Source organism: Kitasatospora sp. NPDC059577 (assembly GCF_042735475.1).
Taxonomy (GTDB): domain Bacteria; phylum Actinomycetota; class Actinomycetes; order Streptomycetales; family Streptomycetaceae; genus Kitasatospora.
This window is the reverse complement of the sequence record NZ_JBHWBZ010000059.1, coordinates 1-24,949: the sequence shown is the minus strand read 5'-3', so window position 1 is coordinate 24,949 and position 24,949 is coordinate 1. Positions and strand designations below refer to the sequence as shown.

Sequence of the window (24,949 nt, the reverse complement as noted above, 5' to 3'; positions counted from 1 at the left end):
CCGTGCTGCCGCGCGGCGCCGCAGCCACGCCCGGCGGACGGGTCCTCAGGCGCTCCGCCCGTCCCGGCCCGGCGGCGGACCGTCCGGCCCCTCGTGGCCGGCTTCCGTACGGACCGCGGTCACCGCGACGGTGGTGTAGGTCATGGCGAAGCGGCCGCCCATCGCGTCGATGGCGCCCCCGACGGCGTCCAGCACGCGCGCCAGCGCGTCCGGCGAGAGCTCGGCGAGGGCGGTCTGGGTCGGGACCACGGCGAGCCACTCGTCCCGCGAGTAGATCCGCTCCCAGTCGAACCGCCACTGCTCGGGTTCGCCGAACGCGCCCGTCCGCCGGATCCCGTCCGCGAACGCCTCGAACATCGGCTGGTAGAGCTCCATGGCGGTCCGTCGGCGACCGTCCGGGCCGTACGCGGAGGCGGGCGCGAACCGCCGGTACGCCGCGGCGGAGCGGGTGGTCCAGGCCGGCAGCGTCGTCCCCCCGGTGGCTTCGGCCAGCTCGGGCGGGACGTGGGACGAGTGGTGGAACGGCGCGAGCACACCGCCCGGCCTCAGCACCTGCGCGGCCCTGGCCGCTCCGGCCACCGGGTCCACCCAGTGCCAGGCCGTCCCGGCGACGACCGCGTCGAACCTCCGGCGCGCCGGCGCCCAGTCCTCGAACGTCGAGACCTCGACCTCGACGCCGGTGCTGCGGGCGTACTCCGCCATCCGCGCGTCGGGGTCGACGCCGAGCACGGCGCACCCGGCGGCCCGGAACTGTCGCGCCTCGATGCCGGTGCCGCAGCCGGCGTTCACCACGTCGCGCCCCGGCATGGCGGCGACGAGGCGGGAGATCATCGCGTCCGGGTAGGCGGGCCGCGACCGGTCGTAGAGGGCGGCGTCGCCGCTGAAGTACGCGAAGGCCTTCCCCTCCCGCACGGGGTCGGGAACGGGTGACGTCATGGTGGGGTCCTCCTGGCGGTCAGCGCCCCGGCGAGCGGGGGCGGTCACGGGGCTCGGCGGTGGGTGCGGTCCAGTAGGTCGCGGCCCGCCGCTTGCGGCGCCGCGAGAGCGGGTCGTGGAGGAGCCGGCTCGCCAGCCCGAGGGGGGTGGCGATCAGGAAGTAGACGACGGTGAGCATCTCTCGTGACCTCCGCAGCGGATGCGGTCGGCGGGACGGGCGGCAGGCGGGACGGGCGGCAGGCGGGACGGGTCAGTCCAGGGGGATGTCCGCACGCCAGTCGCCCTCCTCGGACCACGGGGGCTGCTCGTCCTTGTGCAGCAGGAAGCTCCCCATCGCGAGCAGGTCGATGTCCGTACGCATGAAGCAGGTGTAGGCGTCGTGCGGCGAGTTCACGATCGGCTCGCCGCGGACGTTGAACGACGTGTTGACCAGCACCGGGCAGCCGGTGCGCGCCTTGAAGGCGCTCAGCAGCCGGTGGTAGGCGGGGTTGCCCTCCGGGGTGACCGTCTGGACGCGCGCGGAGCAGTCGACGTGCGTGACGGCGGGGATCGTGGAGCGCCGTACCCGCAGCAGGTCGATGCCGCTCGCGCCGGTCTCGGTCACCGGGAGCCGCCGGGCCGCCGCCACCGGCGCCACCACCAGCATGTACGGGCTCTCCTGCCGCAGGTCGAAGTAGTCCTCGACGTCCGTGGCCAGCACGGACGGCGCGAACGGGCGGAACGACTCACGGAACTTGATCTTGAGGTTCATCGCGGACTGCATCGCGGGGTCGCGCGGATCGCCCAGGATGGAACGGGCGCCCAGGGCCCGGGGGCCGAACTCCATCCGGCCCTGGAACCAGCCGACGACCTTGCCCCCGGCCAGGGCCGCCGCGACCTCCTCGGCCAGGACGGCCGGGTCCAGCCGGCGGTGCGCAATGCCGCGGCTCCGCAGGTACTCGCCGATCCGCGTGTCGTCGAAGGCCGGGCCCAGCAACGAGCCGGACATCGCGTCCCGTCCGCTGCCGACGTGACCGCGCACCGCTCCCCGCTCCGTCGCCACCGCCAGCGCCGCGCCCAGCGCCCCGCCCGCGTCGCCGGCGGCGGGCTGGATCCACACCTCGTCGAAGATCCCGCTCCTGACGACCTTCCCGTTGGCGACACAGTTCAGCGCGACACCGCCGGCCAGGCAGAGCGTGGACTCACCGGTGCGCTCCCGCGCGGTGCGCGCCAGCCGGAGCATCACGTCCTCGGTGACGCTCTGGACGGACGCCGCCAGGTCGAACTCGCGCTGGGTGAGCGGCCCCTCGGGCGTGCGCCGCGGGCCGCCGAAGAGCTTCTCGAACGCCCGGCCGGTCATCACCTGCCCCCGCAGGTACGCGAAGTACCGCAGGTCGAGGCGGAACGACCCGTCCGGCTTGACGTCGATCAGCCGCTCCCGCATCAGGTCCGCGTACCGGGGCTCGCCGTACGGGGCCAGGCCCATCAGCTTGTACTCGCCGGAGTCGACCTTGAAACCGCAGAAGTACGTCAGGGCGGAGTACAGCAGCCCCAGCGAGTGCGGGAACCGGATCTCGGCCAGCGGCGTGAGCGCGGTGTCGCGGCCGTGCCACAGCGTGGTGGTGGCCCACTCGCCCACGCCGTCCACGCACAGCACCGCGGCCGACCGGTACGGGCTCGGGAAGAACGCCGAGGCCGCGTGGGACTCGTGGTGACGCCGGGCCACGATGTCCGGCACCCTCCCCCTGCCCAGCGACTCCAGTCCGCGCCGGACCGCCGCGAGCGTCCGGAGCTTGCCGTCCGGCCCCAGCCAGCCCGGCAGCGTCTCGCGGAAGGAGGCGAGACCGGTGGGCGCGGCGCCGACCAGCGTGGCCAGCACCCTGCGGAACTTCAGCCGCGGGTCCTCGTAGTAGGCGACCGCGGAGACGTCCCCGAAGGACGCCCCCAACTCGTCGAGGCAGTAGCGGACCGCCTCGGTCGGGAACGCGGGATCGTGCCGCTTCCGGCTGAACCGCTCCTCCTGCGCCGCCGCGACGGGGACCCCGTCGCGCACGAGCGCCGCCGCGCTGTCGTGGTAGAAGCCCGAGATCCCGAGAATCAGCTCAGACACCGGTGTGCTCCTCCGTCTGCGGCGCCACCGCGCCGGCACTCCGCCACCGGCTCCCCGCGAGCCGGCCGCGCCGGGCGGCCCGGCGGGCCAGGAATCCGCCGGGCGGGTCGAGCGAGCGGTAACCGGCCCGCACCCGCTCCCAGGCCTCCGCCCGGCTGCCCGGCCCCGGACGGTCCGGCAGGCCCGCCATGAAGGCGTCGACGGCGTCGGCCGCCCAGGCGGAATGCCCGGTGGCGACGTTGTCGATGGTGTTGTGGACGTCCACGAATCGGGTGCTGAAGCCGTACGCCCGCAAGGCCATGCCCGCCCGGCGGTAGCTGCCACCCACCCCGGACAGCTCCATGGCCAGGTTGAGGCCGAGCACCTCGGGCAGGAAGGTGCACGGAAAGCGCCCGATGCACAGCCAGTAGACGGGCAGTTCGAACGACGCGTCCCGGAAGCCCGGCCAGCGCGCGAACTCGGGCGACGCCGTGGGCGGCAGCTCGACGTCCATCTCCTTCAGGACCTGGCGGTAGATCAGGGGGTGGTTCAACGCGGCCTCGCCGTTGCCGAGTTCGTCCCAGTACGTCGCGAAGAGCGAGTGGCCGACGTCCGACGACGCCAACGCGTGGTCGGTGAACCCCTGCAGCCAGCTCCCGTCGATCAGGGTGAGCGGAGCCGTCTGCACGGCGTCCTCCACCACCGCCTCGCGCGACGGCAGCGGGGCGTCCGCGCCCTCCTCGAACTGCGCTCCGTGCCGGTCGTGCTGCGCCAGCAGCCAGGGCCGCAGACCGTCGGCCGTCCACCGCCCGGGGAGCGGCACCGACCGGGCGTCCATCCGGTGGCGGGCCCGGGCCAGCCACCCCCGGACGTACCGCAGGCACCAGTCGTCGAGGTCAGGACCGCCGGTGCGCACCATGAGCGCGTGGTACGCCTCGCGCAGGTCGCGCGGGCCGCCGCCGGAGGGGGCCCCGGCCTCCAGCAGGCGCGGCAGGTCGGGCAGGTCGGGCAGGTCGGGCAGAGCGGGCTGGTCCGCCGGGCGCCGTACGGGACGCGCCGGCATGCCGGCGCCGGGGGCGGGCACGGCGGTGTTCCCGGGGGCGGGCCCGGCCAGCGCGTCGACCCACCGGCCGATGACGAGCAGGTCGTCCGGCGAGAAGACCCGGAACATCGGGCCGTGCTCGCCGACCAGGTCCGTCACCAGGGGACTGGCACCGGAACGCCCGGGCTTCACCAGTCGGCTGCGCGCCAGGACGTCGAGGAACGGCCCCGGATCGTCCCGGCAGTCCTTCAACCACTCGGACAGCGACCGGCCTTCGAGGAGGACCTGATGGTGGTAGACCGAACCCTCCCGGGCGCGAAGCCGCATCAGCTCGGCCATCGCGAATCCGGGATCGAGCGACGCGCGCAACTCCTCGTACAGCGCCTCGACCTGGCCGGCCACCGTGGCCAGCGCCCAGCCGAATCCGGCCCGCACCCGGCCCGCCGGGTCCGGGCCGGCCTGCACCAGGGCGTCCGCGACGGCACGGCACCGCTCGACCGCCGAAGGAGCGCCCTCCCCGGCGCCCGACGGGTCGCCGTCGCCGGAGCCCGGGTGGCCGCCGGCGCCCGCGTAGTCGATCGCCGCCCAGTCGGCCTGCAGCTCCGCCCTGGCGAGCGCGAGCGGCGGCGGGAAACCCACGGCACGCAGGCACAGGTCCGCCCCGACGAGTTCCTCGCGGAACTCGTCCGGCCGCCGGCTCATCAGGAGCAGCAGGGCCGGCAGACGGAACGCCGCGTCCGCGATCCGCCGGTCACCGGCGACGCGCGCGTACGGCACGGCGTTCTCCGAGACCCGCAACTGCCGTAGCAGGGAGAGGTAGGCGCTGCTCCTGGCGGCACCGGGATGGCCGACGCCGACGTCGGAGGCGTGGAGCGCGAGGATCCGCAGGGACAGCGGCGCGTCCGCGGTCCCGGGGGCGGTCAGCCACTGGAGCCAGGCCCCCGCGGCGAGGCCGAGCGGGGCCCAGCCGAGCACCGCCCGGCGTACGAGGAGCCGACGGGTGTCACCGTCCGTGCCGCCGCCCACCGCCCGGAACCGCTCCGCCGCGGCGGACGACCACGCGGCCGCCGTCCGGAGCAGGCCGTCGAGCGGCGGGCCGTCACCGGTGGACGCCCGGAGCAGGCCGTCGAGCGGCGGGCCGTCACCGGTGGACGCCCGGAGCAGGCCGTCGAGCGGCGGGCCGTCACCGGTGGACGCCCGGAGCAGCTCCGCGCGGAGCACCCCGATCAACTCGCCGCCCGGGACGGCCACTTCCGGATCGGCCGCGCGGACGTAGAGCCTCCGGAAGACGGAGGCGGCGCCGCTGCCTGTCGTGCCGTCGTGCATGGGCGCTCCCTGGTCGTGGACTCGGCACACCTGTCGAGAGGGGGGCACACACGGTCAGAACATCGGGTAGATCGATGCGTCCTCCTTCCGACGGGCGCGCTTCCCGCGCCGGAGGAGCTTGTCGATGATCTTGCGGAGGAAAGACATGCCGTCCCCGTCCGGGTGGGCGCGCATCGCGCGTTCGTGGAAACTGCGGCCTGGATCCTGTCCGGCCGGACAGGGCCCAGGACAGGGCCTAATCGAGTTCGAGTGCTTCGGCCGTGATCCTGGCGACGACGTCGTGGCCCGCGTCGTTGTAGTGCACGCGGTCGACGAAGAGCCAGTCGTCCCGGGAGGTCGCCGCGGCGACGACCGGGTTCAGGTCGAAGAACCGGACTCCCCGCTTCTCGCAGCCGGCCCGGAGGACCGCGGCGAAGGCCTGCGAGACCTCCGTCGTCGCGACGTCCCCGTAGAGCTCCTCCCACACGCCCCGCTGGTAGATCCGGTCCCGTTCTTCGAAGAGGACCTCCTCCTCCGGCGTGGAGGTCCGGCGCATCCACCGCGACATCGGCTGCAGCACGTAGGAGATGCGGGTCCCGGGCCCGGCCATGCGCTGCCACACGTCGAGCTGGCGCAGTGTCGTCTCCGCGGCGGAGGCGATCACCGTGTCGACGTCACGGCGCACGTCGTCGAAGGTCGCGATCGCGGCGCCGGCGGCGGGCTTCGCCCGGCGGCCGAACCGCTTCACCGGCCCGCGGTTCTGCTCGCGCAGCTCCTCCATCTTCTCGAAGTACTCGCCGCAGAAGAAGAAGGCGCCGTGCTCCCCCTGCTGCCACTCGGGCAGGCGGGCGAGCATCATCGCGTTGACCCCCGAGAAGACGACGACCTCGCTGACGTCCCCCAGCAGGTGCCGGTGGAGCGTGAAGAGCAGGGCCTCCTGGGTCGGGTTGAAGCAGTGGCCGGCGAAGTTGAGCCACGGTCGGGCCGGGGCGTAGCGGCTCCACAGCAGGGAGGCCAGCGTGTCGGCGTCGCTGGTGGCGCCGACCCCGAGCGCGGTCGAACCGCCGGTGAGGATCCGCACCGGCCCCGCCGGGACGTGCCCCGCGGCGGACGCCCTCGTCCCGTCCGGTCCCGTGCTGATCCGGAAGCCGGCCCGGTCGGTGTTGACCGTCGGCGAGGAGAAGTCGGTCCGGCCGAAGTACATGAGGTGGGGCAGGTAGCGCCGTTGGCCGGCGTCGTTGAACTCGTCGTAGTCCCGCATCTGCGGGGTCAGTCGGTAGCGTTCGAGTTGCGCGGACACGCGTTTGCCCTCCCGCTCATCGCGATGTCGTTGCCGGTGCCGGTGCCGGTGCCGTTGCGGGTGCCGGTGCCGGGGTTTCGTTGCGGACCGTCCAGGGCCCGCGGGCCGGCCAGGACGCGGGGCCGAAGGCGTCCGCGCCGTGCCGCTCGATCAGGGCGGGCGGCACCAGCGAGGTGTAGTCGCCGCCGCTGCTCATCACGGCTTCGTTGTCGGTCGGCTTGTAGTAGTTCATCGGGTGCGAATCCGCCCCGAAGTCGCCGAGCATCCGGCGCAGGCGCGGCGAGAGGCCGTCGAGCACCTCGCGCGGCTGCGCGTCGTAGTCGTGCGGCCGGTGCCACAGGTGCCCGAAGCGCAGGATGAGGCTCTTGCGCGGCGCGCGGACGTTGCAGTCGACGGCGTGCCACAGCGAGTACGGGAACAGCAGCACGTCACCGGGCTCCGCGCGCACGGTCAGCGCCCCGGGGACGCCACCCGCGCGCTGCTGCCGGTTCAGCTCCTCGATGTCGGCGGTCGTGGGCGCCGGCCAGGTGTGGCTGCCCGGGATCAACAGGAAGTTGCCGGACCGGGGTTCGGACACCTCGGTCAGGAAGACCTGCGCCTTGGCCTGCAGACTGCGCCGCGTGTGGTCGATCCTCACGTCGTACATCGCGGGACCGCCGTCGATGTGCCAGGGCTCGTGGGGCGCCCGGCCGAGGTCGCGGTAGAAGACCTCCGAGCCCAGCACCTGCAGCCCCGGGCCGAGCAGCGAGACCATCGGCCCGATCAGCCGCGGATGGTCGAGGAAGTAGGCCACCTCGCGCCGCTGGGCCACGGCGTTCCGGACCCGCACCAGGTCCTTGCGGCTGCCTTCGTCGAAGTAACTGGCGTGGTACGGGACCGAATCCTCCCCGGCGGTCAGGGAACGCACCGCGCGGTCGACGATCTCCAGCCCGAACTCGACCTCCGCCTCGTTGAACAGTCCGCGCAGATGGAGGTAGCCCTGAGTCGCGTACTGCGAGAGTTCCTCGTCGCCGAGGCCGCGCCAGTCACTGACGATCTCGCCCATGATGCACTCCCTTCAGACTCCGCTTGTCCCGTCGGAAAGCTGTTCTTCCGTCTGCCCCTCGGGCCGCCGCGACGTGCCGCACAGTGCGTCAAAGGCCGTCCGGTTCACCCGCGCGGAAGTCGGCGCACGTTCCTCGTCATCCGGTGCCCGTTCCGGATCGGAGAATCAGACGCTATGGCCACGACAAGGGATCAAGCTATAAGGAACAATCAATGCGACCGAAAGTCGACGGTCTAGACCTCTACTGCTCCGCCGCAGGTGGGCGGCCCACCGCACCGCCCTCCACGGGTGGACGCCGCGCGTTCCGGCCGGGCACCGTCGCTCCCGCCGTCCACGGCGGCGCCCGGCCGGCCGCATTCCCCGTCGATCACCGTGCGGCGCGCCGGCGGGCGGAGAACGCGCCGCGGCCGCAGGTCACGACACCACGGCCGCCCGGCGGCGACCGGCGGCCGACCGAGCACCGCATGCGGCCGCCCCGCCGCCGGAGCGCCCACGAGGTCCCCCGGCCGGGCGGCGGCCACCCGCCCGGCGATCCGGACCCCGATCCACGGTGGGCGCATTCGCCCGATCACACTCCCCCCACCGCCGGGAGTTCCCGCGGACACCCTTGGGCCCCACCGGAGTTGTTTTCCGGTCACCTGTGCCCGGCGGGTCCACTCGTGGAACACCGGTCACTGTGATGACCGACCCGAAAACCCAAAGACGGAGAATCCGGACGATCGAGCCGATCTGCGCCCACCCGCGCACGAACCCGTCGACGGCCCCGAAATCCTCGATTTCCCCGGTGCGCGCATTCCGGGAGAACGCATCGGACCCGGCCACGAGCCCGCGGGCGCCGCCCCGCGGCGGGCCCGGAACCGCTTCACGGACCGCCGCACCCGACAGGCCGAGGTGGGTGCCCGACGGCACGGTCCGTCCGCTCCGCCTCCGCGGGTACCGCCCCTGACACGACCGTGGCACCCCGAATGCCGCAGCCCGGCACCCGAGTTCAGGGCACCCGAGTTCAGGGTGCCGGCGGCGGTGTGACCGGACGGCGGTCCTGACCGGGAAGGGTGGGGGCCGTGTGGAGGTCCACCGTCCGGCGGACCTGTGGGGGGAGCCAGTCGGCCGTCGACAGGGGGTCCTGGGCCAGCCGGTCGAGGACGTCGGCGGCGGTCGGGCCGCGGTCGGGTTCAGGGGCCAGGCAGTCGAGGACCACGCCTGCCAGGTGGCGTGGCAGGACGGCGAGGGCCGACTCCGGCGTCTCGCCGTGCCGCAGCTGCGCCACCCCGGCGGCGTGGCAGAGCACCCGGCCGAAGGCGTAGAGGTCCGCGGCGGGCTGGACGGGCGCACCGGTCAGCTGCTCCGGCGCGACGAATCCCGGTGTGCCCAGCAGCAGGTGGGCCGGGGTGAGCCGGGTGGCTTCGAGGGTGCGGGCGATGCCGAAGTCGATGACCCGGGGGCCGTCGGCCGCGACGATGATGTTGCCGGGCTTCAGGTCGCGGTGGACGATGCCGGCCCGGTGGATGCCCTCCAGCGCCTCGGCGACACCGAGGGCGAGCGCGAGCACGGTCGGCGCGGGCAGCGCCCCGTGCCGCTGCAGGACCTGGTGCAGCGACGGCCCGGGGATGTACTCGGTGGCCAGCCAGGGCGGATCGCCGTGCGGGTCGGCGTCCACGACCAGGGCGGTGTGGAAGCCGCCCACCGTGCGGGCGGCCTCGACCTCGCTCGCGAAGCGCCGTTTGAAGAGGGGGTCGGCCGCCAGCTCGGCCTTGATGACCTTCACGGCCACGGACCGCCCGCCGGGGCTGAGCGCCCGGTAGACCGTCCCCATGCCGCCCTCGCCGAGCCTCGCGACCAGCCGGTAGCGGCCGACCCGGCCGAGCAGCGGCAGCTCCGGGGACGCACGCGGATCCGGCGGCTCGGGCAGGGGTGAGGGCGGGGGCGACGGGACGGGGACGGGCGGAGCGGGTTCGGGTGGAGCGGGTTCGGGCGAGGGGGCGGCAGGCGGCGGCACGGGTGAAGGCTCGGGCTGCCCCGCTACGGACGGCCGGTGTCCGGCGGGTCGTCCCGTGCCGCCTCCGATGGCGGCGCGGAACGTCGCCATGTCCCGTCCGGCCTTGAGCGCCAGGGCCCGGCCGTCGCCCTCGGCGCGGACCAGGGCCTCCTCCTTCTCCGCTTCGGCGCGCAGGATCGCTGCCTGCCGGCCCGCCTCGGCGGTCAGGATCGCGGCGCGCTTGTCCCGGTCGGCGCTCGACCAGCGGCGGATCGAGGTGAGGAGGTAGGCCGGCGGTTCGACCGTCGTCAGTTCGGCCCGGTGGACCTCGACGCCCCACTGCCCGCCGGCGGTCTCGGCCAGCGCCCGGTGCAGTGCGGCGGTGATCCGCTCGGGCGCGTCCAGGACCTGCACCAGGTCCAGGGCGGCGACGGTGTTCCGCAGGGTGCCGGCCGCCAACGCCCTCATGGCGTAGGCGTGGTCGGCGACCTGGTAGGTCGCGACCAGTGGGTCCGTCACCCGGTAGTGGAGGACGGCGGTGAGGTCGACCGTCACGCGGTCCGCGGTGATCAGCCGCTCCGGCCCGACCGGCAACTGCTGCTCCCGCAGGTCGACCCGGGCGCGGACGGTGTCGACGAAGGGCACCAGGAGGACGACCCGGCCGCGGGCCGTCCGGCGGTAGAAGCCGAACCGTTGCACGATCCCGACGTGGTGCTGCGGGACCGACCCGATCGCCCGGCTCAGCACGACCACGACCACGACGAGGACCAGGACGGCCGACGACACGAGGACGACGAGTTCCACGGACGGAGTCTCCCAGATCGGGGACACTCCCGAGTAGGCGTTCGGCGAAAGGAGTTGGGGACGGACGCCGCACCACGGGGACGGCCTCCCGACGGGTGCGGTGCACGGAACGGTCCCACCCCGCGCCGGGCCGGGGCCGGCGGGTCCGGCAGGCTGTCCGGTCGGGGCCGGGCGCGGCGCGTCCGCCGGACGAAGGGGTGACGAAGCGGTGACGAAGGGGTTGGGGACGGTGGCCGGATCGGCGGGGTGGCGGGTGCCGCCGCTGGACCCGCAGGTGGGGGCGGCGGTGGCGGCGGCCGGCGCGGGGGCGCGGGAGGTGCTCACCGCGGAGGGCCTGGCCGCGTGGCAGCGGCGGGACGCCGCCGCCCGGCCGCGTCCGACGCTCGACCGGCTGCGCGACGGCGGCCGGTTCGAGGTGGCGCAGTGGCGCGTGCCGCGGGCCGACGGCAGCGAGGTCACGCTCGTCAGCGGGCGGCCCGCCGGGGTCCGCGGGGCGCTGCCGCTGCTGTACTACGTGCACGGCGGCGGGATGGTGACGGGCAACGCGTGGTCCGTCCTGCCGCGGCTGCTGCGTTCGTGGGCGCTGCCGCTGGGGTTGGCGGTGGTGTCCGTCGAGTACCGGCTGGCGCCGGGCACCCGCTTCCCCGGGGCACTGGAGGACTGCTACGCCGGACTGGCCTGGGCGGCCGGGCACGCGGACGAGCTGGGCGTGGACGCGCGGCGCCTGGTCCTCGGCGGCAAGAGCGCGGGCGGTGGGCTGGCCGCCGCTCTGGCCCTGCTGGCCCGCGACCGGGGCGGTCCGGCGCCGACGGGCCAGCTGCTGCTGAGCCCGATGCTCGACGACCGCGGCGAGACCTTCTCCAGCCACCAGATGGCCGGCCACGACACCTGGGACCGCGCCTCCAACGCGACCGCCTGGCGGGCCGTGCTCGGCGAGCGGTACGGCACCGCCGACGTCCCGCCGTACGCCGCGCCGGCCCGCGCCACCGACCTGTCGGGGCTGCCCGCGGCATACGTCGACGTCGGGTCCGCAGAGACGTTCCGGGACGAGGCCGTCGCCTACGCCGACGCGATCTGGCGGGCGGGCGGCGAGGCCGAGTTGCACGTGTGGCCCGGCGCCTGCCACGGCTTCGACACCCTCGCCCCGCAGGCCGCCCTCAGCCGGGACGCCCACGCCGCCCGCACCGCCTGGCTGCGGCGCGTCCTCGGAGCGTGAGGCGGAACGGTGCCGGCGGGAGCGCCGGGGCCGCGGGGTGCGGGGCCCGTCACGGCGTCGGTGCCCGCGCCCCCACCCGTGCCGGCCCCGGCGCCCGTGCCCGCGTCCATGCCCCCACCTGCGCCCGCGCCGGACGTCGCCGCATCCGGGGGAGCCCTTCGGAGACGGCGGTGACCGTCGGCGTGGGGCCGAGGAGGAGCGGCCGGGGCATCGCATAGTCGGAAGGCCGATGACACCTTCCGATCATGAGACGAGACGACGATGCGTCTGCCCCGTGGACCGGTCCTCGCGACGGCCGTCACGCTGCTCCTCGCCCCCGCGGGCTGCGGCTCCCCGACCGCGCCACCGCCGGCGGACGACCGCAGCCCCACCGTCGCCGCCGCCGCTGCCGCCACCACCGCGTCCCCGACCGGACGGCGGGCGTTCACCCTGGTCGCGACCGGCGACGTGCTGCCGCACACCGAGATCATCCGGCAGGCCGCGGAGGACGCCGGCGGCACCGGGTACGACTTCCGCCCGATGTTCGCCGACGTCAAACCGCTGATCAGTGGCGCGGACCTCGCCATCTGCCACATGGAGACCGTCTACGGCGCCGACGGCGGACCGTTCACCGGCTACCCCGCGTTCAAGTCACCGCCGCAGGTCGCCGCCGCCCTCAAGGACGCCGGCTACACCGCCTGCGACACCGCCTCCAACCACACCCTGGACGACGGCCCCGAGGGCATCCGGCGCACGCTCGACGCCATGGACGCCGTGGGCCTCGCGCACACCGGCTCCGCGCGCGACGAGGCCGAGGCCGGGAAGCCCGCGCTGCTGCGGGCCGGCGGCGCGACCGTGGCACACCTCGCCTACACCTACGGCACCAACGGGATCCCGCTGCCGGCGGGGCGGCCCTGGGCGGTGAACCTGATCGACCGGGACCGGATCCGCGCCGACGCCCGCGCCGCCCGGGCGGACGGTGCGGACCTCGTGGTGGTGAGCGTGCACTGGGGCACCGAGTGGCAGGACGCGCCCAACGACCAACAGCTCACCCTGGCCCGCGACCTGGCGGCCGGTCAGGGCGGGGGCCGGTCCGACGTCGACCTGATCCTCGGCACGCACGCCCACATCCCGCAGGCCTACGAGCGGATCAACGACACCTGGACGGTGTACGGCCTCGGCGACCAGCTCGCCGGCCACATGTTCACCTACGACGGCGCCGAGGATCCGCGCGGCAACTGGAGCTCGATCGCCCGGTTCACCTTCGCCCCGCCGGCGACCCGGGGGCAGCGGTGGACGGTCGCCAAGGCCGAGTTCGTCCCGCAGGCGACGGACCTCGGCCCGCCCTACCGCGTCCTCGACCTACGCGGGGCCGTCCGCCGCAACCCCGGCCGGGCCGACTACGCCCGGGCCGTGGAGCACATCCGCTCGACGGTGCTCAGCCGGGGCGCCGCCGCAGCGGGGCTGACCATGGCGCCCTGAACCCACCGGCGGTGTGCGGGTTCAGGCCCTCACGTCCGGACGTACCGGGAGTCCGCGAGGGCCCGCGCCCGTGGTCAGCGGGTGACGCTCCAGACCAGGCTGTGGGTCAGGGCCGGGGTCAGCGCCGGGTCGACGACGGCCGAGGTGGGGTCGTTCGCGACGGCCTTGAGTTCGTGGGCCTCGGGCTTGGGGCCGGTGGGGCCGAGGTCGGTGACGGCGATCGTCTTGCGGTCGCGCAGGGCCGTCACCTCCTTGCCGTCGAGGTACCACCGCAGCTTGGTGCCGGAGACCGGGAGGTCGACGGTGAGGCGGTCGGTCGCGGCCAGTCGGGTGGTGACCGGCGTGGCGCTGGTGAGCGTGGAGGCGTGCCGGTAGAAGCCGGCGATCATCGCCTCCCGGCCGGGGAGGTTGAACTCCCGGCCGAGGGAGCGCATCACGGAGTTGTCGGTCGGCCGGTTGAGGCCGGACGGGTAGTTGCCGGCGCCCTGGTAGACGCCGACGGTCCCGCCGTCGGGCGAGGTCTTCCCGAGCCAGCGGTACCACTTGGCCTTGTCCTTGCGCATCCGGTCGGCGCTCAGGGTGCTGATGTTGGGCTGCGGGGGCTCCGCGCCCCGGTAGGGCTCCTGGCCCTCAGCGACGTACTCGTCCGCGAGCTTGCCCAGCGAGTGGCCGGTCTCGTGCACGGCTATCTGGCCGGACGCGCCGTTGCCGCCCGCCACGGTGGCGATGCCCTCGTACCCCAGCGGCGACTGGGTGCTGCCGTAGCCGGCACCACCGTACTTGGCGGTGTTGGCGACGACGATCACGAGGTCGGCCTGCGGGGCCTTGGCGGCGTAGGTGTCGACGGCCTTGATGTCGACGCACAGCAGCCGCTCGATGGAGTTGCACCAGAAGTGCGAGCCGAGCGCGGTCTTGCGGACGGTGTCCTGCTTCGGGTCCCCGGAGACGCCCGACTGCGCGGAGACGGCGCCCACGGCCCACACGTTGAACAGCTTGCGGTAGGTGGCGTAGGGCTCGACCGCGCTGATGTCCTTCCACTTCGCGGCCGCGTCCTTGCGGAACTTGTCCTGCTCCGAGGCCGTGTAGCCGTCGCCGATCATGACGACGTCCAGCTTGCCGTCCGTGCTCCCGTTGTTGACGATCTTCGTGACGGCACCGTCGGGGGTGGCAGCGGCCGCGTTCATCACCGGCTCGGCGACGAAGGGGGACGCCGCGGGGACCGTGGCCCGGCTGATGGCGCCGTCCTCGGCGAAGACCTCGACGTCCTGGTCACCCGGAGCGGAGGCGACGGCAGCCGGGTCGAGCGGGGCGGCGGCCGGGTCGGCCGTGACCGCGACCGGGTCGAGCGGGGCGGCGGCCGCCGGGCCGACACCGACGGCGAGCGCCGCCAGCGTCGTGGCGCCGGCCAGGACGACCGAGGTGAACCTGCTGGTACGCAAGGGGTTTCTCCGAATCGACGGGCAGCGGGAACGGCGACGAGCCGTACGGGACACTGCCGGGCGTTCCGGGCCGCGATCCACGGCGGCCACGGCCAACACCCCTTCGCCCGGTCACCGTTGACCGATCGACACCGCATCCGGTCCGTCACCTCACCGGTGGATACGGCGGATCCTCCGTGAACGGTTCAACCGGGCCGCCGCCACCCCGCCGGCGCCGCCCGTGCGGGGCCGGCGGACCGTCCATCGCGGACTGGCCCTACGGTGGGCGCCATGACGCACTCGGGGAACCCGGACAGCGACAAGACCCACGTCCGGATCGGCATCTTCGGTGGCAACCGCCTCGCGGGCCACGAGATCCACAGCCGCACCGTGACCGCCTCGCTCATCGGCGGCGCCGACATCGACCTGACCGACGTGGACCTCCCCGACGGGGCCGAGCTGCGGATCACCAAGCTCAGCCTGATCGGTGGGGTGAAGCTGCGGGTCCGCCCGGAGGTGCGGGTGGTGGTCGGCGGCATCCGTCTCGGCGGGGTCAGCGACGACGGGCCGGACCGCCCCGGCGGCCCGACCGTCCACGTCGCCGCGTGGGGACTGCTCGGCGGCGTCAGCGTGCTCCGCGGCTGACACCCGCCCGGCCCGTGGCGGACGCCCCGCGGCGCCGACGCCCCCGCACTCCGACACCCCGACGCCCCCGGGGCCGACGCCCCGGCCCCGACGCCCCGGCCACGCTCAGCGGTGGCGCGGCTCCGACGGGTCGACGCGGACCGGCCCCGGGGTGCCGGGGGCCATCGCGTCCCAGGCGTGCAGGGCGGCGAGGGCGGCGGTGCGTTCGGACGCCGTCGGCCGGGCGTCCTCCTCGGTGAGCAGGTAGTCGGCGACCGGGGTGAGCAGCACGGCGGCGGCTCCGCACGGGAGCAGCACGGCCTCGTCCCACTCGTGCCGGGTGACGGTGCGGCGCAGCAGCGTGCCGCGGCGCGGCCGGAGCGGGCGGGCGGTGTTCCGGCGCCGCTGCAGTTCGGGCGCCACCTCGGCCTCCAGGACGGTGCGCACGCCCGCCAGGGAGCCCAGCGGTACGTGTTCGGCGGCGAGGTCGAGCAAGGCGACGGTCTCCGGGGCGAGCCGGTAGGCGGCGACCACGGCGGCGGTCTCGACGGGTTCGAAGGGCTGTCCGGCCAGTTGGGCGACGTCGAGCACGTCACCCGGGTGGAAGGCGCGGCCGAGGCCCTCCTCGGCGAGGGCGATCAGGCACTCGACGTGGTCGTCGGCGGCCAGGTAGGGGCGGACCGGGACGGTCTCCAGGTCGCCGGTGAGCGCGGCGGTGCCGAGCCGCACCTGGTACCAGGGGTCGAGCAGCGGGTCCTCGGCGGGCCAGCGCAGGGTGACGACGGTGTGGCGGGGGCGCTCGCCGACCAGGGTGACCTCGACGGTCTCCACCGGGTGGTCGGTGACGAGCCGGTTGACCGCCTGCCAGAGCGCGGCCTCGGTGGGACTGACGAGGGTGAGTTCGCCCAGCGGCCGGGGCAGGTCGGCCGGGTAGTAGCCGGCCAGCGGGAGGTCGCGGACCGGGCGGACCCCGGTGGCGTCGGCGAGGTCGGCGGCGAGCCGGGCGTAGCGGTCGGAGCGGTCGCGGGCGCGCCGGAGTTCGGCCCGGGCGTGCTCGCCCATCCGGACGTCCTCGCGGGCGAGTGCGGCGAGCACCAGGTACGGGAGGTGGCGGACGCCGCGGGCGCGGTGGAGCAGTTCGACCGGTCCGGTGTCCGGGTCGACGTCGAGCAGCCGGTGGAGCAGGTCGGTGTTCACGGGCGTCCGCCTCCGAGAGCTGTGGTGGTCGCCGGGCAAGCGGTCCGGCGGCCGGGTGTGTGGCGGGCCCGGCGGGTGGTGCCGGGCCGTCGGCAGGGGAGCCACACCGATGATTGTGGTGACGGTCGATCAACACGGGATCACCACCGGGTCGACGTTCTCTCGACAGCTGCCGGGGTGCCGTGGGTTGATAGGGGCTCATCAATCGGGGGGAAGCACGTGCGCGGGCGGGGGCGAGCACATGAGGCGGGCAGGTGCAGGAATGGGTGATTTCCGGTTCTCGGTGCTGGGACTGATGCGGGCACAGCGTGGCACCACCGTACTGAAGGTCGGAAGTCCACAGCAGCAGGCGATGCTGGCGGTGTTGCTGCTGCGTCCGGGGCACGGTGCGAGTGCCACGGACCTGATCGACGCCCTCTGGGGTGAGGAGCCGCCGGGCACCGCGATGACGACGGTGCGGACCTACGCGTGGCGGTGGCGCAAGGTCCTCCACGGCGAGGAGCCGGACGCGCCGACCGTGCTGACGTCGTTCGGGGACGGCTACCGGCTGGTGGTGCCCAAGCACGCCGTGGACGCGGCGCAGGCCGAGGAGTTGGCGGCGCAGGCCGAGCGTACGGCGGCAGCCGGGCAGCCGCAGCAGGCGCGCGACCTGCTGAACCAGGCGCTGGACCTGTGGCAGGGCGAGCCGCTGGCCGGCATCCCCGGGCCGTTCGCGCAGCGCCAGCGGCAGCGGCTGCAGGAGTTGCGGCTGACCCTGCTGGAGGAGCGGATCGAACTGGACCTGGGGTTGGGCCGGTTCTCGCGGTGCATCCCGGAGTTGACCTCGCTGACCACCGAACATCCGCTGCACGAGCGGGCGTACGGTCTGCTGATGCGCGCGCTGTACCAGGCCGGGCGGCAGGCGGACGCCCTGGCGGTCTTCCGGGGCGTCCGCCAGCTGTTCCTGGCCGAGCTGGGGGTGGAGCCGGGGGCCGAGCTGGACCTGCTGCACCGGCGGATCCTGGAGGGCGACCCGGCGCTCGCCGCCCCGGCGCCGGCCGCTCCGGTCGTCGTCGCGGTGCCCGCCGTCCTCCCGGCCGTCCCGGCGGAGCCGGCCGCGGCCGAGCCCGCGCCGCAGGACGCGCCGGTCGAGCCGGCCGTGGCGGCGCCGCCCAGACCGGCTCAGCTCCCGCCGGACGCCGCCGACTTCACCGGCCGTACGGTCCTGGTCGGACGGCTCGGAGCGGCCCTGGGCACCCCGGGGCAGCAGGCGCTGGTGATCGCGACCGTGGTCGGGATGGGCGGGGTCGGGAAGACCGCGCTGGCCCTGCACGTCGCCCACCGCATCCGGGAGACCTACCCCGACGGGCAGCTCTACGTCGACCTGCGGGGCGCCGACCCCGCCCCGGCCGATCCGGAGGCGGTGCTCTGCGGCTTCCTGCTGGCGCTCGGGGTGCCGGCCGACGCGGTGCCGGAGGGGCTGGACGCCCGTTCGGCGCTGTTCCGCTCGGTGGTGGACGGCCGGCGGCTGCTGCTGGTGCTCGACAACGTCCACGACACCGCGCAGATCCGGCCCCTGCTGCCGGGCGCGGTGGGCTGCGCCGTGCTCACCACCAGCCGTACCCGGCTGTCCGGCCTGCCGGCGACCGTCCAGACCGACCTCGACGTCTTCGAACCCGAGGAGGCGCTGGAACTCCTCGGCCGCACCATCGGCGCCGAACGGCTGGCCGCCGAGTCGCAGGCCGCCCGGGACCTGCTGCAGGTCTGCGGCCACCTGCCGCTCGCGGTGCGGATCGTGGCCGCCCGGCTGGCCGCCCGGCCGAGCTGGACGGTGCAGACACTGGGCCGCCGGCTCGCGGTCGAACGGCGGCGGATCGACGAGCTGCGGATCGGCGACCTGGCGGTGGAGGCCGCCTTCGAGCTGAGCTACCGCCAGTTGACGCCCGCCCAAGCCCGGGCCTTCCGGCTGGCCGCCTCGGTGGACGGCCCGGACATCGGCCTGGCCGCCGCGGCCGCGCTGCTGGACCTGGACGAGTACGACGCCGAGGACCTGCTGGAGGCCCTGGTGGACGTGGCGATGATGGAGTCGCCCTTCCCCGGCCGCTACCGCTACCACGACCTGCTGCGGGCCTTCGCCCGGCGCAGGCCGGACGAACCCGGCGTGGCCGTCGAGGCCCGGGACCGGCTGCTGGACCACCTGCTGGCCACCGCGTGCACCGCCTTCCAGCACGCCGTCCCCGGGGATCCGGCGGCCGGTGCGCTGGGGCCCGCCCGCAGTGCCGGGGTGGAGCTGGCCGGCCCGGACGGGGCCCGGGCCTGGGCCGAGGCGGAGGGCGCCGGGGCGATCGCGCTGGCCGCCCAGGTCGCCGCCTGGACGGTGGCCGAGGCCCCCTCCCCCGCCGGGTCCGGTGGCCGGGGCGGCCCGCCGGATCCGCTGGGGGCCGCGATCGACCTGCTGATCGCGCTCACCCCGTTCGCCCTCGCCCCGCCCGACCGCAAGCTCGCCACCACCGCCGAGGCCCTGGCCGCCGCCGCCACCCACCGCGCCGACCACCGGGCAGCCGGTCGTGCGCACTTCCTGCGGGGCAACGTCGCGCTGGCCGCGACCCGGCTGGAGGAGGCCGAGGCGGCCGCCCGGCTGGCCGTGGCCGCCTCCCGTTCGGCGGGCGACACGGTGATCCTGCGTCAGGCGCTCAACGACCTCGGTCTGGTCTGCCAGTTCCTCAGCCGCTACGACGAGGCCGTGGAACTGTACGACGAGGCCCTGTTGCTGGCCCGCCGGCTCGGCCACCGCTCGGGCGAGCTGGTGACGACGGTGAACTCGGCGCTGGCCCGGGTCCGCAGCGGCCGGGCCGCCGAGGCGGTGGCGATCTGCCACGGGGCGCTGGCCGAACTGCGCACCCGCAACGACGATCCCGGCCGGGCGTACACGCTGTACGTGCTGGGGCTGGCGCTGCACGGACTGGAGCGGCACGAGGAGGCGGTCACCTGGTTCGGGGAGTGCCTGGCGGTGGCCACCGCGGCCGGTCTGCAGGCCCGGGCCGGGCACGCCCGCTACCGGTTGGCGGACAGTCTGCGGTCGCTGGGCCGTACCGAGGAGGCGCTGGAGCACGCCGGGCAGGCGCTGGCGCTGTGCGAGGAGCTGGGGGCCGAGCGGGACCACGGGCAGGCGCTGGTGGTGCTGGGCCGGACGCTGGCGGACCTCGGGCGGGAGGCCGAGGCGCGGGACCGGTGGCGGGAGGCCCATGCGGTCTTCGTCCGCCTGGGGCTGCCGGACGCGCAGGAGGTGGCGGGGCTGCTCGCCCGGGGCCGGGACGGCGTCCCGTCGGCGCGGGACGGGCGGTGCGGGGACCAGCCGGAGGGCCGGCGGGAGGAGCGGTCGGACGAGCGGCGGGAGGATCGGGTGGAGGATCGGGTGGAGGACCAGCGGGAGGCTGCCACCCTGCCGCTGACCGGCCGGTGCTGAGCGGGTGCCGGCTTCGCGGCGATCGCTGCCGGGCACTGCCGGGTACTACCGGATACCGCCGAGTACGGCTGCGTACCGATTGCTGCTGAGTACTCCTGAGTCCTGCTGAGTACTGCTGACCCACGGGTGGGTCGCGGCTGATTCACCGCCGGTGCCACCGGTGCTCAGCCGAGAGGAATCGATCCTGCAGTGGCTCGTCCGCTCAGGAGCCGGTGCTGTTCCAGTCGCCGGTGCTGCCGTGCACCGGGGTGGAGGTCGGGCCGGGGGTGGAGGGGGTGGGGGTCGGCGTCGCGTCGCCGACCACCACCGTCGCCGACCCGGTGCCGGCCGTCTCCGCCACCGCGACCGTGGCGGTGAGACCCGCGCCCAGGGCGACGGCCACCCCGAGGCCGACGGTGAACAGCCGGAGGCGGGCGGGGGCGGTGGCCGGACGCTGCGTCATCTCTGGTGCTCCTTTGGTGGCTTCCCGCTCGGGGAAGGTCTCCGTCGTGGTGTGGCACCAGTCTTGCGGGGGCCGGTCAACGGCCGATCTACGGCGGAGCACCGCTGATCACCGGGCGGTGATCAGGCCGCCCCCGACCGGATCTCCAGGGTGCAGCACTTCACGCTGCCCCCGCCCTTGAGCAGCTCGCTCAGGTCCATCCCGATCGGCCGGAAGCCGCGTTCCCGCAGCCGCGCCGCCAGGCCCACGGCCGCCTCGGGCAGCACCACGTGCAGGCCGTCGCTCACCGCGTTGAGCCCGAACACCTCGGCGTCCGCCTCGCTCACCAGCAGGGCGTCCGGGAACAGCCGGCGCAGCACGGTCCGGCTGCCGGGCGAGAACGCCTCCGGGTAGTACATGATCTCGTCGCCGTCGAGCACCGAGAGCGCGGTGTCCAGGTGGTAGAAACGCGGGTCGACCAGCTCCAGGCCGACCACCGGCCGGCCGAAGAACTCCTGCGCCTCCGCGTGCCCCTCGGCCACGCTGCGGAAGCCCCGCCCGGCCAGCACGAAGCTCGCGGTCAGCAGGAGGTCGCCCTCGCCCTCGTTGACGTGCTCCGGGTCGTGCGTCGCGAAGCCCCGGTCGCGGAACCACTCCAGGTAGGCGGGGCCCTCGGCGGCCCGCTCGGCGTTGCGGAAGCGCGCCCCGAGCACCCGGCCGTCCACCACGGTGGCGCCGTTGGCCGCGTAGACCATGTCGGGCAGGCCGGGCAGCGGGTCGATCAGGTCGACCCGGTGGCCGAGTTCGGCGTACAGGGCGTACAGCCGCTCCCATTGGGCGACGGCCAGGTCGGTGTCCACCGGCTTGGCCGGGTCCATCCAGGGGTTGATCGCGTAGGTGACGTCGAAGTGGTCCGGACGGCACATCAGGTAGCGGCGCGGACGGGCGGTGCGGGTCGGGCGGACGGTGCGGGACATCGGGTCCTCCGGGACGGGACGGGGCGGGGCAGGGAGCAGGGGGGTCGGACGGGTTTCGGGCCGGGTCAGGCGGCCGGGTCGGGCGCCGGGGCCGGGTCGGCCGCCGGAGCCGAGGGCCGGGTCGGGAAGTCGCGCAGACCGCGCAGCGGGCTGGCCAGCAGTACCAGGCCGGCCGAGAGCAGCACGCCCGCCATCAGCCAGATGGTGCTGCGGGCGCCGATCACCTCGCCGAGCCAGCCGCCGAGCAGGGCGCCCACCGGGATGGCGCTGTAGTTGACGGTCGCGGAGCTGGCCCGGATCCGGCCGATCAGCTCCGGCGGGCAGTAGGCCTGGGAGAAGCTGCCGGCCAGGACGTTGCCCGCCACCACGCCGCAGACCGCGACCGCCCAGGCGAGCGCGCTGACCACGAGCGGCAGCCGTTCGCCCGCCAGCGGTAGCAGCAGGATGAAGGGCGCGACCACCAGCTCGCAGACCAGCAGGGCGCGCGCGGTGCCCAGCCGGCGGGCGATCCGTCCGGCCAGCATCGCCCCGGCCAGTCCGCCGACGCTCACCAGCGCGAACACCCCGCCCACCGCGCCGGGTTCGATCCCCACGCTGCGCACCAGGAAGACCGTCTGCACCGCCTGGATGCCGTTCAGTCCGAGGTTGCCGACCGCGGCGAAGCAGGCCAGCGTGCGCAGGTACGGGTCGCGCAGCAGGAACCGGACGCCCTCGCCGATCTCGCGCGGGATGCCGCGCCGCTCGGACACCGGCGGGGGACGCTCCTCGGTCCCGATCCGCCGCAGGCAGACCGCCGACACCAGGTAGGTGAGCGAGTCGGCGAGCATCCCGCTGGCGGCGCCGAAGGCCTGGGAGAGCAGGCCGGCCACGCCCGGTCCGGCGATCTCCGCCGCGGAGGCGCCGGAGCGCAGCTTGACGTTGGCCTCCAGCAGGTCGGCCCTGGCGACCAGGGTGGGCAGCAGCGCCCCGTACGCGGTGGAGAAGAACACCTTCACCGCCCCGGTCAGCAGGGCCACCACGGCCAGTTGGGCGAGGGACAGCACCCCCAGCCAGCCGGCGACCGGGACGCTGCCGAAGAGCGCGAGCAGCAGCAGGTCGCAGACCAGCATCACCCGCAGCCGGGGCCAGCGGTCCACCCAGGCGCCGGCCGGCAGGCCGAGGAACAGCCAGGGCAGCCAGGCGGCGGCGTTGATCACGCCGACCGCGAGCGGGCCCGCGCCCAGGGTGACGACGGCCACCAGGGACAGCGCCACGCCCCCGACCGCCGTACCGAGGGTGCTGGTGGTCTCACCGATCCAGAGCCGGCGGAAGTCCCCGTGGGCCCACAGGCCCCACCGGCCGCGCGGCCGATCCGGCGGCGCCGGCGTCTCGATCGGGACGGTGGTGGTCATCGCGGGTCACGCTCCAAGCTTCTCGGCCAGCACGGCGGCGATCCGTGCGAGGGGTTCCGGCTGGGTCAGTTCGCCGTGCGCGCAGGCGAGGCGGTGCGGTTCGATCCGGCCGTCCAGGTACGGCTGCCAGGCCTGCTCGTACGGCCAGTCCGCGGGCTTGCCGGTGGTCGCGCCGAAGAAGACGGCGTCCCCGCGGTAGCGGTCCGGCACGTGTTCGGCCATCAGCTTGCGGTGCCGGTCGAAGACCTCGGGAAGCACGGCCACGGCGTCGCCGAGCACGGCCTTCAGGCTCTCCAGGCCGCGCTCGTCGGCCGGGTCGTGGCCGAGCGAGCGCAGCAACTCGTCCAGGGTGTCGGCGGGTTCGACGGTCGGAGCGGTGGCGGTGCGGGCCGCCGGGGCGCCGTCCAGCAGGGCGAGCAGGCCGACCTCGGCGCCCTCGGCCCGCAGCCGGACCGCCATCTCCTGCGCGACCACGGCACCGAAGGACCAGCCCAGCAGGTGGTACGGGCCGTCGGGCCGCACGGCGCGGATCTGCCGCACGTAGTCCTCGGCGATCTCGGCGACGCTCGCCGGGGCGCCGCCGCGCAGGCCGCGGGCCTGGAGGCCGTACACCGGCTGGTCGGGCCCGAGGTGGCGCAGCAGGCCGGAGTAGACCCAGCTGATGCCGGCCGCCGGGTGGACGCAGAACAGCGGGGGCCGGTCGCCGCCGGTGCGCAGCGGCAGCACCACGTCCAGGGCGTCGGCGGCCGCGCCGTGGTCGAGCCGGCGGGCGAGCCCGGCCACGGTGGGCGCCTCGAACAGGGCCCGCATGCCGGGGTCGACGCCGAGGGCGGCGCGGACCCGGGCGAGGAGCTTCATGGCCAGCAGGGAGTGGCCGCCGAGGTCGAAGAAGTCGTCGTCGATGCCGACGGCCTCCAGGCCGAGGGTCTCGGCGAACAGGGCGCAGAGCAGTTCCTCCCGCGGGGTGCGGGCGGCACGGCCGCCGGTGAGCTGCCCGAAGTCCGGTGCGGGCAGCGCCGTGCGGTCGAGCTTCCCGCTGCCGGTGAGCGGCAGGGCGGCCAGCGGGACGACGGCGGCGGGCAGCATGTAGCCGGGCAGGTGTCCGGCGGCGAAGGCGCGCAGTTCGGCCGGGTCGAGCGGGCCGTCGGCGACCACGTAGGCGACCAGGCGCAGTCCGTCCTCGGCGGGCAGGACGGCGGCGGCGCTCACGGCCGGGTGCAGCGTCAGCACGTGCTCGATCTCGCCGGGTTCGATCCGGAAACCGCGGATCTTGACCTGGTGGTCGGTGCGGCCCAGGTACTCCAGGCCGCCGTCGCGGGTGCGCCGGGCCAGGTCGCCGGTGCGGTACAGCCGGGTTCCGGGCTCGAAGGGCGAGGCGACGAAGCGCTCCGCCGTCAGGCCCGGCCGGCCCAGGTAGCCCCGGGCCAGGCCGGCGCCGGCCAGGTACAGCTCCCCCGGCACCCCGACCGGGACGGGGTTGAGGTGCTCGTCCAGGACGTGGGCGCGGACACCGGCGATCGGGCCGCCCAGGCCGGGGCGTTCCGCGGCGTCGACGGGCCGGCCGAGGGCGTAGACGGTGGCCTCGGTCGGGCCGTAGAGGTTGTGCGCGGCGGTGCCCGGTGCCTCGCGCAGCCTGGTCCACAGGGCCTGGCCGACGGCTTCGCCGCCGAGCACCAGCAGGGCCGGTGCGCCGTCCTCCAGCAGGCCCTCCGCGACGAGCTGTTCGGCGTAGGAGGGGGTGAGGTCCATGGCGCCGATGCCCGCGGCCCGGACGTGCCGGACCAGGGCCGCCGGGTCGCGGCGCAGTTCGTCGTCGATCAGGTGCAGCTCGTGCCCGGCGAAGAGCCAGAGCAGGGGTTCCAGTGATCCGTCGAAGGAGAGCGAGGCGGTGAGCGCGACGCGCAGTCGGCCGTGCGCGGTCTCGGCCGGGTCGACCAGGAGGGTCCGGTGGGCGGCCAGCAGGGCGGCGATGCTCCCGTGCGGGACGACGACGCCCTTCGGCCGGCCGGTGGAGCCGGAGGTGTAGATCAGGTAGGCGGCGTTGCCGGCCGAGGCGCGCGGGGCCGGGTCGGTGTCCGGCCCGTCCGCTCCGCTGACGTCCAGGGTGCGCAGCCCGGCCAGGGCCGTGGGCTCCGGCCACCGGCCGTCGGTGAGGACGAGGGCGGGGGCCGCGTCCGCGAGGGTCCGGGCGGTGCGGTCGGCCGGGTGGTCGGCGTCCAGCGGCAGGTAGGCGCCGCCGGCCTTGAGCACGGCCAGGATCGACACCACGCTCTCGACCGACCTCGGCAGCGCGAGGGCGACCACGGACTCGGGGCCGACGCCCG

The 24,949-nt window shown here is 75.1% G+C and carries 17 protein-coding genes; 4 read left to right on the top strand and 13 right to left on the bottom strand.

Features of this window, described 5'->3' with window-relative positions:
* Positions 1-45: 45 nt before the first annotated feature.
* The 7 genes from ACFV0O_RS33080 to ACFV0O_RS33050 all read right to left on the bottom strand — a co-directional run bounded on the left by ACFV0O_RS33080 (position 46) and on the right by ACFV0O_RS33050 (position 10,475).
* Positions 46-936, bottom strand: coding sequence for a class I SAM-dependent methyltransferase (locus ACFV0O_RS33080; protein ID WP_380347446.1), 891 nt, complete (start codon positions 934-936; stop codon positions 46-48).
* A 19-nt stretch (positions 937-955) separates the two neighbouring features.
* Positions 956-1,114 (bottom strand): hypothetical protein, encoded by a 159-nt coding sequence (locus ACFV0O_RS33075; protein WP_360256524.1) that lies wholly within the window; start codon positions 1,112-1,114, stop codon positions 956-958.
* A 72-nt stretch (positions 1,115-1,186) separates the two neighbouring features.
* Entirely contained in the window at positions 1,187-3,025 is a 1,839-nt protein-coding gene (locus ACFV0O_RS33070) for a carbamoyltransferase (RefSeq protein WP_380347445.1), read from the bottom strand.
* A complete protein-coding gene (locus ACFV0O_RS33065; RefSeq protein ID WP_380347444.1) occupies positions 3,018-5,372 on the bottom strand; it encodes an iron-containing redox enzyme family protein in 2,355 nt (784 codons plus the stop codon). The genes ACFV0O_RS33070 and ACFV0O_RS33065 overlap by 8 nt, the downstream gene beginning before the upstream one ends.
* Before the next feature lie 235 nt (positions 5,373-5,607).
* Positions 5,608-6,651, bottom strand: a complete 1,044-nt coding sequence (locus ACFV0O_RS33060) for an SGNH/GDSL hydrolase family protein (RefSeq protein WP_380347443.1) — start codon at positions 6,649-6,651, stop codon at positions 5,608-5,610.
* Between the two features lie 16 nt (positions 6,652-6,667).
* Positions 6,668-7,696: a phytanoyl-CoA dioxygenase family protein gene (locus tag ACFV0O_RS33055; protein ID WP_380347442.1), complete on the bottom strand. Its 1,029-nt coding sequence runs from the start codon at positions 7,694-7,696 to the stop codon at positions 6,668-6,670.
* A gap of 1,003 nt (positions 7,697-8,699) precedes the next feature.
* A complete protein-coding gene (locus ACFV0O_RS33050) occupies positions 8,700-10,475 on the bottom strand; it encodes an SPFH domain-containing protein (RefSeq protein WP_380347441.1) in 1,776 nt (591 codons plus the stop codon).
* A 208-nt stretch (positions 10,476-10,683) separates the two neighbouring features.
* On the opposite strand from ACFV0O_RS33050, the gene ACFV0O_RS33045 reads away from it, so the two are divergent.
* Together ACFV0O_RS33045 and ACFV0O_RS33040 are read left to right on the top strand one after the other, a co-directional pair.
* Positions 10,684-11,691 carry an alpha/beta hydrolase gene (locus ACFV0O_RS33045; RefSeq protein ID WP_380347440.1) on the top strand — a complete coding sequence of 336 codons (1,008 nt, stop codon included), beginning with the start codon at positions 10,684-10,686 and terminating at the stop codon, positions 11,689-11,691.
* 261 nt (positions 11,692-11,952) lie between these two features.
* Entirely contained in the window at positions 11,953-13,152 is a 1,200-nt protein-coding gene (locus tag ACFV0O_RS33040) for a CapA family protein (protein ID WP_380347439.1), read from the top strand.
* Between the two features lie 74 nt (positions 13,153-13,226).
* Here the strand turns inward: ACFV0O_RS33040 and ACFV0O_RS33035 are convergent, their stop codons facing one another.
* Complete coding sequence (locus tag ACFV0O_RS33035) at positions 13,227-14,591, bottom strand: M64 family metallopeptidase (protein ID WP_380347438.1); 1,365 nt, start codon at positions 14,589-14,591, stop codon at positions 13,227-13,229.
* Positions 14,592-14,861: 270 nt separating this feature from the next.
* On the opposite strand from ACFV0O_RS33035, the gene ACFV0O_RS33030 reads away from it, so the two are divergent.
* Complete coding sequence (locus ACFV0O_RS33030; protein WP_380347437.1) at positions 14,862-15,215, top strand: hypothetical protein; 354 nt, start codon at positions 14,862-14,864, stop codon at positions 15,213-15,215.
* Between the two features lie 105 nt (positions 15,216-15,320).
* Here ACFV0O_RS33030 and ACFV0O_RS33025 read toward each other — a convergent pair whose 3' ends face one another.
* Positions 15,321-16,391 carry a hypothetical protein gene (locus ACFV0O_RS33025; protein ID WP_380347436.1) on the bottom strand — a complete coding sequence of 357 codons (1,071 nt, stop codon included), beginning with the start codon at positions 16,389-16,391 and terminating at the stop codon, positions 15,321-15,323.
* Between the two features lie 262 nt (positions 16,392-16,653).
* Here ACFV0O_RS33025 and ACFV0O_RS33020 point away from each other — a divergent pair, with 262 nt between their 5' ends.
* A complete protein-coding gene (locus ACFV0O_RS33020) occupies positions 16,654-19,836 on the top strand; it encodes a BTAD domain-containing putative transcriptional regulator (protein ID WP_380347435.1) in 3,183 nt (1,060 codons plus the stop codon).
* A gap of 202 nt (positions 19,837-20,038) precedes the next feature.
* On the opposite strand, the gene ACFV0O_RS33015 is transcribed toward ACFV0O_RS33020, so the two are convergent.
* The 4 genes from ACFV0O_RS33015 to ACFV0O_RS33000 form a co-directional block, all read right to left on the bottom strand.
* The gene (locus ACFV0O_RS33015) at positions 20,039-20,278 is read right to left on the bottom strand and encodes a hypothetical protein (protein ID WP_380347434.1); all 240 of its coding nucleotides are present in this window, start codon (positions 20,276-20,278) and stop codon (positions 20,039-20,041) included.
* Between the two features lie 122 nt (positions 20,279-20,400).
* Positions 20,401-21,234: a dimethylargininase gene (gene ddaH / locus ACFV0O_RS33010; protein ID WP_380347433.1), complete on the bottom strand. Its 834-nt coding sequence runs from the start codon at positions 21,232-21,234 to the stop codon at positions 20,401-20,403.
* 65 nt (positions 21,235-21,299) lie between these two features.
* On the bottom strand, positions 21,300-22,625 hold the full coding sequence (locus ACFV0O_RS33005) for an MFS transporter (RefSeq protein ID WP_380347432.1): 1,326 nt from the start codon (positions 22,623-22,625) through the stop codon (positions 21,300-21,302).
* 6 nt (positions 22,626-22,631) lie between these two features.
* Positions 22,632-24,949 (bottom strand): amino acid adenylation domain-containing protein (locus tag ACFV0O_RS33000; protein WP_380347431.1); only part of this gene is annotated, 2,318 nt, incomplete at its 5' end.